At 71.3% G+C, this 13167-nt stretch carries 16 protein-coding genes; 12 read left to right on the top strand and 4 right to left on the bottom strand.

The genetic code is table 11. The features are described from left to right. The first annotated feature begins 101 nt into the window (after nucleotides 1–101). The 3 genes from BLW17_RS17795 to BLW17_RS10475 all read left to right on the top strand — a co-directional run bounded on the left by BLW17_RS17795 (nucleotide 102) and on the right by BLW17_RS10475 (nucleotide 2776). Nucleotides 102–1040 (top strand): LysR family transcriptional regulator, encoded by a 939-nt coding sequence (locus tag BLW17_RS17795; RefSeq protein WP_036735893.1) that lies wholly within the window; start codon nucleotides 102–104, stop codon nucleotides 1038–1040. A 206-nt stretch (nucleotides 1041–1246) separates the two neighbouring features. After that, nucleotides 1247–1900, top strand: a complete 654-nt coding sequence (locus BLW17_RS10480) for a histidine phosphatase family protein (RefSeq protein WP_083388357.1) — start codon at nucleotides 1247–1249, stop codon at nucleotides 1898–1900. A gap of 45 nt (nucleotides 1901–1945) precedes the next feature. Beyond that, the gene (locus BLW17_RS10475) at nucleotides 1946–2776 is read left to right on the top strand and encodes a CoA transferase (RefSeq protein WP_036736499.1); all 831 of its coding nucleotides are present in this window, start codon (nucleotides 1946–1948) and stop codon (nucleotides 2774–2776) included. Here the strand turns inward: BLW17_RS10475 and BLW17_RS10470 are convergent. From BLW17_RS10470 to BLW17_RS10455, 4 genes are read right to left on the bottom strand one after another with little or no spacing between them, the layout of a single operon-like run. Then, nucleotides 2766–3587 carry a metal ABC transporter permease gene (locus BLW17_RS10470; RefSeq protein ID WP_036736498.1) on the bottom strand — a complete coding sequence of 274 codons (822 nt, stop codon included), beginning with the start codon at nucleotides 3585–3587 and terminating at the stop codon, nucleotides 2766–2768. The two genes, BLW17_RS10475 and BLW17_RS10470, sit on opposite strands and share 11 nt — an antisense overlap. Further along, complete coding sequence (locus BLW17_RS10465) at nucleotides 3584–4456, bottom strand: metal ABC transporter permease (RefSeq protein WP_036736497.1); 873 nt, start codon at nucleotides 4454–4456, stop codon at nucleotides 3584–3586. The genes BLW17_RS10470 and BLW17_RS10465 overlap by 4 nt, the downstream gene beginning before the upstream one ends. Beyond that, on the bottom strand, nucleotides 4453–5349 hold the full coding sequence (locus tag BLW17_RS10460) for a manganese/iron ABC transporter ATP-binding protein (RefSeq protein ID WP_036736495.1): 897 nt from the start codon (nucleotides 5347–5349) through the stop codon (nucleotides 4453–4455). The genes BLW17_RS10465 and BLW17_RS10460 overlap by 4 nt, the downstream gene beginning before the upstream one ends. Beyond that, nucleotides 5346–6251, bottom strand: coding sequence for a metal ABC transporter substrate-binding protein (locus BLW17_RS10455; protein ID WP_036736493.1), 906 nt, complete (start codon nucleotides 6249–6251; stop codon nucleotides 5346–5348). Before BLW17_RS10455 ends, BLW17_RS10460 begins: the two co-directional genes overlap by 4 nt. Before the next feature lie 264 nt (nucleotides 6252–6515). On the opposite strand from BLW17_RS10455, the gene BLW17_RS10450 reads away from it, so the two are divergent. From BLW17_RS10450 to rplQ, 9 genes are all read left to right on the top strand, one after another. Next, on the top strand, nucleotides 6516–6941 hold the full coding sequence (locus BLW17_RS10450; protein WP_036735668.1) for a Fur family transcriptional regulator: 426 nt from the start codon (nucleotides 6516–6518) through the stop codon (nucleotides 6939–6941). 139 nt (nucleotides 6942–7080) lie between these two features. Beyond that, nucleotides 7081–7578, top strand: coding sequence for a 50S ribosomal protein L15 (gene rplO, locus BLW17_RS10445; protein ID WP_036704569.1), 498 nt, complete (start codon nucleotides 7081–7083; stop codon nucleotides 7576–7578). 175 nt (nucleotides 7579–7753) lie between these two features. Next, entirely contained in the window at nucleotides 7754–9124 is a 1371-nt protein-coding gene (gene secY / locus BLW17_RS10440) for a preprotein translocase subunit SecY (RefSeq protein WP_036711910.1), read from the top strand. A 61-nt stretch (nucleotides 9125–9185) separates the two neighbouring features. After that, nucleotides 9186–9845: an adenylate kinase gene (locus BLW17_RS10435; RefSeq protein WP_139305975.1), complete on the top strand. Its 660-nt coding sequence runs from the start codon at nucleotides 9186–9188 to the stop codon at nucleotides 9843–9845. Then, complete coding sequence (locus BLW17_RS10430; protein ID WP_036735656.1) at nucleotides 9842–10411, top strand: hypothetical protein; 570 nt, start codon at nucleotides 9842–9844, stop codon at nucleotides 10409–10411. The genes BLW17_RS10435 and BLW17_RS10430 overlap by 4 nt, the downstream gene beginning before the upstream one ends. Before the next feature lie 129 nt (nucleotides 10412–10540). Beyond that, nucleotides 10541–10909, top strand: coding sequence for a 30S ribosomal protein S13 (rpsM, locus tag BLW17_RS10425; protein WP_036704565.1), 369 nt, complete (start codon nucleotides 10541–10543; stop codon nucleotides 10907–10909). A gap of 12 nt (nucleotides 10910–10921) precedes the next feature. Further along, complete coding sequence (rpsK, locus tag BLW17_RS10420; protein ID WP_036704563.1) at nucleotides 10922–11311, top strand: 30S ribosomal protein S11; 390 nt, start codon at nucleotides 10922–10924, stop codon at nucleotides 11309–11311. Nucleotides 11312–11429: 118 nt separating this feature from the next. Next, the gene (locus BLW17_RS10415; RefSeq protein ID WP_036704562.1) at nucleotides 11430–12446 is read left to right on the top strand and encodes a DNA-directed RNA polymerase subunit alpha; all 1017 of its coding nucleotides are present in this window, start codon (nucleotides 11430–11432) and stop codon (nucleotides 12444–12446) included. Nucleotides 12447–12554: 108 nt separating this feature from the next. Further along, entirely contained in the window at nucleotides 12555–12980 is a 426-nt protein-coding gene (gene rplQ, locus BLW17_RS10410; RefSeq protein ID WP_036735659.1) for a 50S ribosomal protein L17, read from the top strand. The last annotated feature ends 187 nt before the right edge of the window (nucleotides 12981–13167 follow it).

The raw sequence follows: 13167 nt of genomic DNA, 5'->3' as shown, positions 1-13167 counted from the left end.
GCCGGCTGGCCCTTGCCCCTCACGCTAGCGGGCATTTGCCCGCGCCGGCAAATGCGATTACACGCGGTCGGTATGACATTTCGGGTATGTCAGGGGGGCTGATGTCCGTCCGCGCCGTCCAGTCGCTGAAGCTCTCGCAGCTGCGGCTGATCGCGGCCATCGACCGGCATCGCCAGATCATCCACGCCGCCGAGGCACTGGGGATCAGCCAGCCCGCCGCCTCGCGCAGCCTGGCCGAGATCGAGCGGCTGCTCGACGCGGCGCTGTTCGACCGCCACCCGCGCGGCATGACCCCGACCGCCGCGGGCGAGATCGTCGCCCGGCGCGCCCATGCGCTGCTGACGGGCCTCAGCGACCTCGGCCGCGAGCTGGACGAGATGGGGGACGGTCTGTCCGGCGTGGTCCGCGTGGGGGCCGTGACCGGCCCGGCGCTGGGCTGCGTGGTGCCCGCGCTGCGCCATCTCAAGGCGCTGGCCCCGCGGATCGAGATCGCCGTCGAGGTCGCGCCCTCCGCCGCTCTGCTGACGCTGCTCGAGCAGGGGGCGCTCGATTTCCTGCTGGCGCGGGTGCCCGACGGCCACCCCGCCGACGGGCTGCGGGTCGAGCCGGGGGTGGCCGAGACGCTGTGCTGCCTGATCCGCCGCAGCCACCCGCTGGCCGGGCGCGACGGCGTGCCGATGGCCGAGGCGGCGCGCTATCCGTGGGTGCTGCAGGACCGCGGCGCGCCGATCCGCGTCGCGGTCGAGCGCGCCTTCTGGGCCGAGGGGCTGGACCCGCCGGCCGACATCACCGCCTCGTCCTCGCCGCTGCTGGCGCTGGCGCTGGTGCAGGACACCGACGCGCTGTGCCCGGTCTCGGCCGAGGTGGCGCGGCTGGCGCAGGGCGAGGGGCACCGCTTCACCACGCTGTCGCTCGCCCGGCCGTTCGAGCTGTCGCCCTGCCAGCTCATCTCGCGCGCGGCCCGCAGCCTCTCGCCCGCCGCCGAACGGATGCGGGCGCTGGTGCGCGAGGAGATCGCGCGTAGCGGGCAGGGGCGTTGAGGTGGGGGCGATTGTGGGGTTGGGAGCGGCGTTGGCCTACGGGGTATGCCGCGCGGCGTCGGTTTGTGCGAGGACTGACACATGCTAGCCGCCCCCGCGGCTGCAATCCCCCGGACCGACGCGTAACGCCTCCCACCGCCCCCCCCACCCCGCGCAGGGTTGCGGCACGCCCCCCGCTCCGGCACATCCGGGGGGTGGAGACCCCGATGCCCGCCAAGCCCCCCCGCGCCCCGCGCCCCCCCGCGACTGCTCCTGCCGTCCCCGACGGCGCGGCCACGCTGCTGCTCATCCGCCACGGGCCGGTCGAGGATCAGGGCCGGCTGGTCGGACGCCGCGACCTGACCATCCGCATCGACCCCGCCGCGGTGGCGCGGCTGGGTCGCCGGATCGGGCCGGTGGACCGGATCGCCGTGTCGCCGGCGATGCGCTGCCGCCAGACCGCGGCCGCCCTCTGGCCCGACCGCGACGCCGCGCAGCTTCCCGCGCTCTGGGAGCAGGATTTCGGCGCGTGGGAGGGGGCGTCCTACGCCCATCTGCCCGATCTCGGGCCGCTCTCGGCCGACGACCTCGCCGCCACCGCGCCGCCCGGAGGCGAAAGCTTCGCCGACGCCTGCGCCCGCATCGTCCCGGCGCTCGAAGCGCTGGCTGCCGGCGGGGGCCGGGTCGCGGTCGTGGCGCACGCGGGCACCGTCCGGGCGGCGCTCGCCCGCGCGCTCGGCAGCCCCGGCGCGGCGCTCGCGTTCCGCATCGCGCCGCTGTCGCTGACCCGGATCGAGGCGTCCCCCGCCGGCTGGGCGGTCAGCTTCGTCAACCTGACCGCGGACGAAAGCACCGACGAGAGCACCGACGAGGCCGGGTGATCGCCGCCCCGCTTCGCGCTATCCCTCGGCGCGAGGAGAGCCCCCATGACCGATTCGCCCGACCCGACCCTGCCGCTTGCCGGCCTCACCTGCGTCTGCATGGCCGCCAACGTCCCGGGCCCCGCGGCCGCGGCGCTGCTGGCCGCGCAAGGCATGGCGGTGATCAAGATCGAGCCGCCCGCGGGCGACATGACCGCCACCATCATGCCCGGCTGGTATGCCGAGCTGAACGCCGCCGCCCGCGTCGAGACCGTGGATTTGCGTGCCGAGGCCGGGCAGGCGCGGTTCCGCGAACTCCTGACCGGCGCTGATGTGCTCATTTCGAGCCACCGCCCCGCGGCGCTGGCGCGGCTCGGGATCACCGTCCCGGCGCTCGCGCAGGTCAACCCGGCGCTGGTGTGGGTGGAAATCGTCGGCGACACCGAAGCGCCCGAGGTGCCGGGCCACGACCTGACCTATCAGGCCGCCGCCGGCCTCGTCGATCCGCGCGCCATGCCGCGCACGCTGCTGGCCGATCTCGGCGGGGCCGAGGCCGCCGCGGCCGCCGCCTGCGCCCTGCTTCTGGGCCGCGAACGGGGGCTGCCGGGGCGGCACGCGCGCGTCGGCCTCGCGCAGGTGGCGCAGCGCTTTGCCGCCGCGGTCCGGCACGGGGCGACGGTCGGCGGCGGGCTTCTGTCCGGCGCGGGGCGGGACTACCGCATCTATCCCTGCGCCGACGGGTTCGTGGCCTGCGCGGCGCTCGAGCCGCATTTCTCGGCCCGGCTGACCGAGGTCGCGGGCGAAGATGTGGCGGGCTTCCTCGCCGCCCGCAGCATGGACGAGGTCCGGGCGCTGGCCGAGGCGCACGACCTGCCGCTCGAACCCTTCAGCGGGTAGCGCGCCGCACCCGGACCTGCCGCCACCCCAGCGCGGCGAGGAACATCGCCGTCAGGATCAGCACGATGGTCGGCGCCGGCGCGCTGTCGAGCCGGAAGCTCAGCGCCACCCCGCCGGCCATCGCCGCAAGGCAGATCACCCAGGCCGCCGCCATCATCTCGCCCATCCGGCGGGTCAGCAGGAAGGCCGTCGCCCCCGGCGCGATCAGCAGGCCGACCGCGAGGATCAGCCCGATCGCCGACAGCATCGCCACGATCATCGCCGACAGCATCGCCAGCATCCCGTAGTGCAGCGCCCCCGTCCGCAGCCCCGAGGCGCGCGCCTGCACCGGGTCGAACGCCGCGAGCAGCCAGTCGCGCCACTTGACCAGCAGCAGCCCGGCCACCGCGACCGAGATCGCGCCGGCCGTCCAAAGCTCCGCCGGCTCGATCCCCAGCATGTTGCCGAAGAGGATATGGTCGAGATGCAGTCCCGAGCCGGTGGCCGTGTGCAGCACGATGCCGGCCGCGAACATCCCCGCGAAGACCACCCCCATCACCGTGTCGGTCTTGACCCGACTGTTCTCCGAGACGAACCCGACCGCGACGGTGCAGGCCATCGCGGCCAGAAACCCGCCCACCGCGTAGGGCCAGCCCAGCAGCCACGCGACGACGACTCCGGGCACCGTGGCGTGGCTCGCCGCGTCGCCCATCAGCGCCCAGCCCTTGAGGACCAGAAAGCACGACAGCATCGCCGCCGCCGGCGCGATCAGCATCGCCGCGATCAGCGCGTTCTGCATGAAGTCGAACTGAAAGGCCGCGAGCGTGCTCATTCCGCCCTCGCCGCCGGATGGGGCTTCAGCGCGGCGCGGGCCCGGGCGCGGGCGGCCAGCAGCCCGTGGGTGGGGGCGAGGACGAACGCCGCGACGAACAGCGCCGTCTGCAGCAGCACGATGATCCCCCCCGTCGCCCCGTCGAGGAAATAGCTGAGATAGGCGCCGAGCGCGCTCGTCCCCGCCCCGATCGCCACCGCCAGCGCCAGAAGCCGCGGGAAGCGGTCGGTCAGCAGATACGCCGTCGCCCCCGGCGTCACCACCAGCGCGATGACGAGGAACGCCCCCACCGTCTGCATCCCCGCCACCACCGAGGCCGCGAGCAGCGCGAAGAACAGCGCCTTGAGGCGGGCCGGCCGCAGGCCGATGGTGCGGGCGTGGATCTCGTCGAAGAACACCGCCACGAGGTCGCGCCAGCGGACCAGTAGGACGGCGAGCGTCACCCCGCCGATCAGCGCCAGCTGCACCGTGTCGGCGGGGGGGATCGCCAGGATATTGCCCATCACGATGGTCTGGATCGACACCGCCATCGGCGCCACCGAGACGATGAAGAGGCCGAGCCCGAAGAAGGCAGTGAAGATCAGCCCGATCACCACGTCGCTCTTGAGCCCCGAGCGGTCCTGCAACGCCAGCATCGCAGCGGCGGCGAGGCCGCCTGCGACGAAGGCGCCGAGTGCGAAGGGCAGGCCCAGAAGGCCCGCGATGGCGACGCCGGGCACGACGGAATGGCTCAGCGCGTCGCCGATCAGCGACCAGCCCTTGAGCATGAGATAGCAGGACAGGAACCCGCAGACCCCGCCGACCAGCGCCGCCACCCAGATCGCGTCGATCATGTAACGATAGGCGAAGGGCTCGAACGCCGCGCTCATCCTTCGTCCCCCGGCACCAGCGGGCGGCCGCCGTAATGGACCACCGCGCGCTCGTCGTCGGTCAGGATCGTCAGCCGCCGGTCGTCGGCGTGGTCGTCGTGGTGCAGGTCCGGCCCGCCCAGCGAGACCTCGCGCAGCTGCCCGCCGAAGGCGCGTGCGAGGTTGGCGCGGGTGAAGGTCGTCTCGGTCGGGCCGTAGGCCAGCACCGTGCCCTTGACCAGCACCACCCGGTCGCAGAACCGCGGCACCGAGCCGAGGTTGTGGGTCGAGACCAGCATCACCCGCCCCTCGGCCCTGAGTTCGCCTAAGAGCGCCACGATCTGTTCCTCGGTCGTCACGTCGACGCCGGTGAAGGGCTCGTCGAGCAGGATCACCTGCCCGTCCTGCGCCAGCGCCCGGGCGAGGAACACGCGCTTCTTCTGGCCGCCGGACAGCTCGCCGATCTGGCGGTGGCGGAACGCCTCCATCCCCACCCGCGCCAGCGCCGCGGTGACGGCGGCGCGGTCGGGCGCGCGGGGTCGGCGCATCAGCCCCATGTGGCCGTAGCGGCCCATCATCACCACGTCCTCGACCAGCACCGGGAAGGACCAGTCCACCTCTTCGGCCTGCGGGACATAGGCCACGAGGTTCTCGCGCAGCGCCCGCGCGACCGGGCGGCCCATCAGCGTGATCTCGCCCGCGCCGGTCGGCACGAAGCCCATGATCGCCTTGAAGAGCGTGGATTTTCCGGCGCCGTTGACGCCGACCAGCGCGGTCACCGTGCCGCGCGGGACGGCGAAACTCGCGTGCGACAGCGCGGTCAGGCCGTTGCGGTAGGTCACGGTCACGTCGCGGGCGACGATGCCGTCCATCGGGACGGCCGCGGCGCTGTCCACGGGGGGTGAGGCGGTCATGAGGCGGCTCCGGTCAGCCCGCGGGCGATGGTGTCGGTGGTGACGCGCAAGAGGTCGAGGTAGCTCGGCACCGCCCCGTCGGCGGGGGTCAGGCTGTCGACGTAAAGGATGCCGCCATAGGCCGCGCCGGTTTCGCGCGCGACCTGGCGGGCGGGCTTCTGGCTGACGGTGCTTTCGCAGAACACCGCCGGCACGCGATGGGCGCGCACCCCGTCCACCACCGCGCGGACCTGCTGCGGGGTACCGGTCTGGTCGGCGTTGATCGGCCAGAGGTACAGCTCGCGCAGTCCCAGGTCGCGGGCGAGATAGGGGAACGCGCCCTCGCAGGTCACGAGCCAGCGCCGTTCGGGCGGCAGCGCCGCGATCCGGGCGCGGGCCGGGGCGAGCGCGGCCTCGATCCGGTCCAGATAGGCGGCCGCGTTGGCGTGGTAGGCGTCGGCATTGGCCGGGTCCGCCTGCGCCAGCGCGTCGGCGATATTGGTGACGTAGATGCGCGCGCCCTCGACCCCCATCCAGCCGTGCGGGTTGGGGGCGCCGGCCGTGTGGCCGCCGGCGATGGCGATCGGCGCCAGCCCGTCCGAGACGACCGCCGCGGGCGTCGGCGGCAGGGTCGAGAGGAACTGCGCGAACCAGCGCTCGAGCCCCAGCCCGTTCCACAGGATCAGGTCGGCGCGGGTGGCGCGCACGATGTCCTGCGGGGTGGGCTCGTAGCCATGGATCTCGGCCCCGGGCTTGGTGATCGAGACGACCTCGGCGTGGTCGCCCGCCACGTTGCGGGCCATGTCGGCGAGCACCGTGAAGGTGGTCACGACGACCAGACGCCCGTCCGCCGCGCGGGCCGCGGGCGCCGTGCCGGGGCCAGAACCGCCGGCGGCGAGCATCAGCCCCGCGAGCAGCGCCATCAGCACCGCCCCTGCCGCCAGCCATCTGCCTGTCGCCGTCACGCCTGCACCCTCATCCTTCGCGCGCCAGCGGGGGCGCTGCCCGCCAGTTATCGGGAACGGTTCTCAACTGTCAAGCCAGACGAGAACCGCTCTCATCTTGATCGGTGCGGCCTGCGGCGCTACCCTTGTCCCATGACCGACCGCGACCCGCCCCTCACCCCTCCACCCGCCGCGCCCCCGCTGCCCGACCATCCCGCCGCGGCGCGGGCGCAGATCGACGAGATGCTGCGCGGCGCCGGGCTGCGCGTCACCCGCCAGCGCCAGGCCATCGCCGAGGTGCTGCTGCGCGCCGCCGACCACCCCGACGCCGAGGCGGTGCTGGACCGGGCCCGCCGGATCGACCCGAGCGTCTCGCAGGCGACGACCTACCGCACCCTCGCCACGCTCACCGACAAGGGCTTCCTGCGCCAGCACCGCTTCGACGCCGGTCCCGCCCGCTTCGAGGCCGAGCCCGCGGCCCACCACGACCACCTGATCGACGTCGATTCGGGCGAGGTGATCGAGTTCGTCTCGGCCGAGATCGAGGCTCTGCAGGCCCGCGTCGCGGCGCGCTACGGCTACCGCATCGTGGACCACCACCTCGTGCTCTTCGGGCGCCGCATCGAGCCCGCACCCGAGCCCGCACCCGAGCCCGCGCCCGACGCCTGAGCGCTTGCGTCCGGGGCGGTTCTCGCTTATGGCCCCCGGGTTCGTCCTCGGCACACGTCCGCGGGCGATTCCTACCCATCAGGCCGTGTGCGTCCCGCCCTTCGCTTCCGGGGACGTTTCCGGCATCAGGAGAAGCGACATGAAACTGAACGAACTGCGCGACAACGACGGCGCCAACCGCAAGAAGAAGCGCGTGGCGCGCGGCCCGGGTTCGGGCAAGGGCAAGACCGCCGGCCGCGGCATCAAGGGCCAGACCTCGCGCTCGGGCGTGGCGCTCGGGGGCTATGAGGGCGGCCAGATGCCGCTCTACCGCCGCCTGCCGAAGCGCGGCTTCAACAAGCCGAACCGGCTCGAGTTCGCGGTGGTCAACCTCGGCCAGCTGCAGGCGATGGTCGATGCGGGCAAGCTGAACGCGGGCGACGCGATCACCGAGGACGCGCTGATCGAAGCCGGCGCCACCAAGCGCAAGCTCGACGGCATCCGCCTGCTCGCCAAGGGCGAACTGACCGCGGCGCTGAACCTGACCCTCGCGGGGGCGTCGAAGGCCGCGGCCGAGGCGGTGGAAAAGGCCGGCGGCTCGCTGACCCTGACCCGTCCGGTGCGCGAGACCGCCACCGAGGCGAGCGCCGAGGCCTGACGCCCGGCGCAGCGGAGGGGCGGAAAGCTGTTGAAGGGGCGCGCGCCGCCCCATAGATAGCGTCCGAGTTGACGGACAGCGCCGCCGCGACCGGAACGGGTCCGGCGGCGCTGCCAAATCCGGCCACGGCCGGACACATATGCCGACCCGCGGGCCGGAACGACAAGGGGCAGTCATGGCGTCAGCCGCAGAACAGATGGCCGCGAACCTGAGCTGGGGCCAGCTCGGCAAGGCGACCGAACTCCGCCAGCGGATCTGGTTCACCATCGGGTTGCTCATCATCTATCGCCTGGGCACCTACATCCCGGTGCCGGGCATCGACGGCGGCGCGCTGCGCAACTTCATGGAGCAGGCGCAGGCCGGCATCGGCGGCATCCTGTCGATGTTCACCGGGGGAGCGCTGGGCCGGATGGGCGTCTTCGCCCTCGGCATCATGCCCTATATCTCGGCCTCGATCATCGTGCAGCTTCTGGCGTCGATGGTCCCCTCGCTCGAGCAGCTCAAGAAAGAGGGCGAACAGGGCCGCAAGAAGATCAACCAGTACACCCGCTACGGCACCGTGCTGCTGGCGCTGTTCCAGGCCTACGGCCTCGCCGTCAGCCTCGAGGCGGGCGGCATGGCCCACGAGCCGGGCTGGTTCTTCCGCGCCGCGGTGGTCATCACGCTGGTCGGCGGGACGATGTTCCTGATGTGGCTGGGCGAGCAGATCACCGCCCGCGGCATCGGCAACGGCATCTCGCTGATCATCTACGTCGGCATCCTGGCCGAGATCCCCGGCCACCTCGCGCAGTTCTTCGCGCAAGGCCGTTCGGGCGCGATCTCGACCCCGGTGATCCTCGGCGTGATCGTGCTGGTCGTCGTCGTCATGGCCTTCGTGGTGTTCATGGAGCGGGCCTTGCGCAAGATCCGCATCCAGTATCCCCGCCGCCAGGTCGGCATGAAGGTCTATGACGGCCAGTCGAGCCACCTGCCGATCAAGGTCAACCCGGCCGGCGTGATCCCGGCGATCTTCGCCAGCTCGCTGCTGCTGCTGCCGATCACCATCTCGACCTTCTCGGGCAACCAGACCGGCCCGGTGATGTCGACGATCCTCGCCTATTTCGGCCCCGGACAGCCGCTCTACCTGCTGTTCTTCGCCGCGATGATCATCTTCTTCAGCTACTTCTACACCCAGAACGTGGCCTTCAAATCCGACGACGTGGCCGAGAACCTGAAGAACCAGGGCGGCTTCATCCCCGGCATCCGGCCGGGCAAGCGGACCGAGGAATACCTCGACTACGTGGTGAACCGGGTGCTGGTGATCGGCTCGCTCTACCTCGCCGCGGTCTGCATGCTGCCCGAGGTGATCCGCCACCAGCTGTCGATCCCGTTCTACTTCGGGGGCACGTCGGTGCTGATCATCGTCTCGGTGACGATGGACACCATCAACCAGATCCAAAGCCACTTGCTCGCGCATCAATACGAGGCTTTGATCGAGCGGTCGCAGCTGCGCGGCAAGCGCAAGCCGGGCGAGGCCAAGCCGAAACGCCTGCCGGCCCGCCGCTGACGCAACCTTCGCGCGTGCCCGGTCCGGGCGCGCGCGGTGTCATGTTAAAGGGGGGGACGAATTGACCATCAACATCATCCTGCTGGGTCCGCCCGGCGCCGGGAAGGGCACCCAGGCCCGCACGCTCGTCGAGGATCGTGGCCTCGTGCAGTTGTCCACGGGCGACATGCTGCGCGAGGCGCGCACCTCGGGGACCGAGATGGGCCGCGTGGTGGCCGATGTGATGGACAAGGGCCAGCTCGTCACGGACGAGATCGTGATCGGCCTCATCCGCGAGAAGCTCGAGACCGTGGACGCCCCCGGCTTCATCTTCGACGGCTTCCCCCGCACCCTGCCGCAGGCCGACGCGCTCGAGGAGCTGCTCGCCGGCATGGGCCGCAAGATCGACGCGGTGATCGAGATGCAGGTGGATGACGCCGCCCTCGTGGACCGGATCAGCGGCCGCTTCACCTGCGGCAACTGCGGTGAGGTCTATCACGACACCACCAAGCCGACGACCGAGCCGGGCAAGTGCGACGTCTGCGGCTCGACCGACCTGCGCCGCCGCGCCGACGACAACGCCGACAGCCTGCGGACCCGGCTGCTCGAGTACTACAAAAAGACCTCGCCGCTGATCGGCTACTACTACGCCAAGGGCCAGCTGCACCCGGTCGACGGCATGGCCGAGATGGACGCCGTGGGCCGGCAGGTCGCGGGCATCATGGACGGTCTGAGCGGGTGAGCCACGGCGGGGTGGCGCTCGCGGCGCTGCTCGTCGCGCTGCCGTTGGGGGCAGCGCGGGCCGACGCGCCGCCCCCCACGCTCGGGCTGCTGGCGCCCTGCGGGCACGAGCTGGTCTATCCGGCCCAGGGCGACGACCCCGGCAGCACCTGGCACATCGCGGCCGCGCGGGACGATGGGGGCGGGTTCGTCAGCCAGCTCACCGAGGTCTCGGGGCACTCCGCCTCGCGCGAGATCGAGCTGGTGGACTGCCGCGCGGGCACCGAGCTCTTCGTCTCGGACCGCGCCATCGCGCCCGGCACCGCGTGGCCGCTGCCCGAAGCGACCGCCTACGCCAGCCGCCTCGCGGCGCTGCGGGGCACGGGGGGCTTGCGCGACCTTTCGGCGGTCGAGCAGGGGATCGGCGACGCCGGCAACTCCATCCCGCTGGCGGTAGACTGGGGCCAGAACCTGCGCGCCGCCTGCGCCTGCGAGCACTTCTACCCCGGCTCCAGCGGCCTGCCGCCCGACCAGATCCCGGCGCCCGACAGGGTCCACGGGGTTGACGCTCCGGTCACCAGCGACTAAAAACCGCCATCTCCATGCGAGAATCACCCATCCGGGGTGAGCCCTGGCCCGACGGCTGACCGCCGCGGGCCATTGGTTGTGAAAAAAGGGTCTGGTGCTACGGACCCGCAACGAAAAGGAAGACCGGACTTGGCTCGTATCGCTGGCGTCAACATCCCGACCGGCAAGCGTGTTCCGATCGCGCTGCAATATATCCACGGCATTGGCGCCATGTACGCCGAACAGATCTGCGAGGCCGTCGGCATCGACCGCGCCCGCCGCGTCAACGAGCTTTCCGACGCGGAAGTGCTGCAGATCCGCGAATACATCGACGCGAACCTGACCGTCGAGGGCGACCTGCGCCGCGAGACGCAGATGAACATCAAGCGGATGATGGACCTCGGGTCCTACCGCGGGCTGCGCCACCGCCGCGGCCTGCCGGTGCGCGGCCAGCGCACCCACACCAACGCCCGCACCCGCAAGGGCCCGGCGAAACCCATCGCCGGCAAGAAGAAATAAGGAGAGCGCAACATGGCACGCGACAAGACGCGCATGAAGCGCAAGGAACGCAAGAACATCGCCACCGGCGTGGCGCATGTGAACTCGTCGTTCAACAACACAAAGATCCTGATTTCGGACGTGCAGGGCAACGCCATCGCCTGGTCGTCGGCCGGCACCATGGGCTTCAAGGGTTCGCGCAAATCGACCCCCTACGCCGCCCAGATGGCCGCCGAGGACGCCGGAAAGAAGGCGCAGGAGCACGGGATGCGGACCATCGAGGTCGAGGTCCAGGGCCCCGGCTCGGGCCGCGAATCCGCGCTGCGCGCGCTGGCCGCCGTCGGCTTCAACATCACCGCGATCCGCGACGTGACGCCGATCGCCCACAACGGTGTCCGCCCGCCCAAGCGCCGGCGCGTCTGACCCGACCGATTTCTGCCCGGCCCCCGCCCGTCCCGGCGGGGGCCGGTCGTCGCATTTTATACCTCGGGCGTTTCCGGCGGCTGGACATGGGGCCGGAAACAGGAATGGAGGCAATCGCATGATCCACAAGAATTGGGCCGAGCTGATCAAGCCGGCGCAGCTTGACGTCCGTCCGGGCGCACAGGCCGCGCGCGTGGCCACCGTCGTCGCCGAACCGCTCGAGCGCGGCTTCGGCCTCACGCTCGGCAACGCGCTGCGCCGGGTGCTGATGTCGTCGCTGCAGGGCGCCGCGATCACCTCGGTGCAGATCGACAACGTGCTGCACGAGTTCTCGTCGGTCGCCGGCGTCCGCGAGGACGTGACCGACATCGTGCTGAACCTCAAGGGCGTGACGCTCAAGATGGACGTGGACGGGCCGAAGCGCCTGACCCTCTCGGCCAAGGGGCCGGGGGCCGTCACCGCCGGCCAGATCTCCGAGACCGCGGGCATCACGGTGCTGAACCGCGACCACGTGATCTGCCACCTCGACGAGGGCGCGGACCTGCACATGGAGCTGACCGTCGCGGTCGGCAAGGGCTACGTCGCCGCCGACAAGAACCGCCCCGAGGATGCCCCCATCGGGCTGATCCCGATCGACGCGATCTTCTCGCCGGTCAAGCGGGTCAGCTACGAGGTCACGCCGACCCGCGAGGGCCAGGTGCTGGACTATGACAAGCTGACCATGCGGGTCGAGACCGACGGCTCGCTGTCGCCCGAGGACGCGGTGGCCTATGCCGCCCGCATCCTGCAGGACCAGCTCGCGGTGTTCGTCAACTTCGAGGAACCCGAATCGGCCCGCAGCTCGGACGCCGAGGACGGGCTCGAGTTCGACCCGCGGCTGCTGAAGAAGGTCGACGAGCTCGAGCTCTCCGTGCGGTCGGCCAACTGCCTGAAGAACGACAACATCGTCTACATCGGCGACCTCATCCAGAAGACCGAGGCCGAGATGCTGCGGACCCCGAACTTCGGCCGCAAGTCCCTCAACGAGATCAAGGAAGTGCTCTCGGGCATGGGCCTGCACCTCGGCATGGACGTGGTCGAGTGGCCGCCCGAGAACATCGAGGACCTCGCCAAGCGGTTCGACGACCAGTTTTGAGCAGTCGGCGGGGGGCACCCCCCGCCGCACCACCCCGGGCAATCCCGCCCCAAGGAGAGTCCCCGCCACGCACGGGGGCCGGACAAAGCAAAACGCCAGGAGACCATCATGCGTCACGCCCGCGGCTACCGCCGCCTCAACCGCACCCACGAGCACCGCAAGGCGCTGTTCGCCAACATGGCCGGCTCGCTGATCGAGCATGAGCAGATCAAGACGACCCTGCCCAAGGCCAAGGAACTGCGCCCGGTGATCGAGAAGCTGATCACGCTGGCCAAGCGCGGCGATCTGCACGCCCGCCGTGAGGCTGCGGCCCAGCTCAAGCAGGACCAGCACGTCGCGCGCCTGTTCGAGATCCTCGGCCCGCGCTACAAGGACCGCCAGGGCGGCTACGTCCGCGTCCTCAAGGCCGGGTTCCGCTATGGTGACATGGCGCCGATGGCGATCATCGAGTTCGTTGACCGCGACGTGAGCGCCAAGGGCGCCGCCGACCGCGCCCGGCTCGAGGCCGAGGCCGAGACCGAATACGAGGCCTGATTCGCGCCCCGCGGGTGCGCAAGTTTGCCGCACCCGCCCGAGGCGAAAATCGTCGCAACGTCGAAAAGAATCCCGCCCCGTCCCGGGCGGGATTCTCTTTTTGTTAACGAGTTATGTGCAAGAAAGCCTCAGTCCGGCGAAATCAGGCCGGGTGGTCGGGGCGAGGCGTGGAAAGATGGATCGGATG

This window comes from Paracoccus sanguinis (genome assembly GCF_900106665.1).
Taxonomy (GTDB): domain Bacteria; phylum Pseudomonadota; class Alphaproteobacteria; order Rhodobacterales; family Rhodobacteraceae; genus Paracoccus; species Paracoccus panacisoli.
This window is presented reverse-complemented; position numbering and strand designations above follow the sequence as displayed.

Excerpts from the sequence above, each read along its gene's own strand:
- BLW17_RS17795 (WP_036735893.1), top strand. The coding sequence starts at position 102 with ATGTCCGTCCGCGCCGTCCAGTCGCTGAAGCTCTCGCAGCTGCGGCTG.
- BLW17_RS10480 (WP_083388357.1), top strand. The coding sequence starts at position 1,247 with ATGCCCGCCAAGCCCCCCCGCGCCCCGCGCCCCCCCGCGACTGCTCCT.
- BLW17_RS10475 (WP_036736499.1), top strand. The coding sequence starts at position 1,946 with ATGACCGATTCGCCCGACCCGACCCTGCCGCTTGCCGGCCTCACCTGC.
- BLW17_RS10470 (WP_036736498.1), bottom strand. The coding sequence starts at position 3,587 with ATGAGCACGCTCGCGGCCTTTCAGTTCGACTTCATGCAGAACGCGCTG.
- BLW17_RS10465 (WP_036736497.1), bottom strand. The coding sequence starts at position 4,456 with ATGAGCGCGGCGTTCGAGCCCTTCGCCTATCGTTACATGATCGACGCG.
- BLW17_RS10460 (WP_036736495.1), bottom strand. The coding sequence starts at position 5,349 with ATGACCGCCTCACCCCCCGTGGACAGCGCCGCGGCCGTCCCGATGGAC.
- BLW17_RS10455 (WP_036736493.1), bottom strand. The coding sequence starts at position 6,251 with ATGGCGCTGCTCGCGGGGCTGATGCTCGCCGCCGGCGGTTCTGGCCCC.
- BLW17_RS10450 (WP_036735668.1), top strand. The coding sequence starts at position 6,516 with ATGCTGCGCGGCGCCGGGCTGCGCGTCACCCGCCAGCGCCAGGCCATC.
- rplO (WP_036704569.1), top strand. The coding sequence starts at position 7,081 with ATGAAACTGAACGAACTGCGCGACAACGACGGCGCCAACCGCAAGAAG.
- secY (WP_036711910.1), top strand. The coding sequence starts at position 7,754 with ATGGCGTCAGCCGCAGAACAGATGGCCGCGAACCTGAGCTGGGGCCAG.
- rpsK (WP_036704563.1), top strand. The coding sequence starts at position 10,922 with ATGGCACGCGACAAGACGCGCATGAAGCGCAAGGAACGCAAGAACATC.
- BLW17_RS10415 (WP_036704562.1), top strand. The coding sequence starts at position 11,430 with ATGATCCACAAGAATTGGGCCGAGCTGATCAAGCCGGCGCAGCTTGAC.
- rplQ (WP_036735659.1), top strand. The coding sequence starts at position 12,555 with ATGCGTCACGCCCGCGGCTACCGCCGCCTCAACCGCACCCACGAGCAC.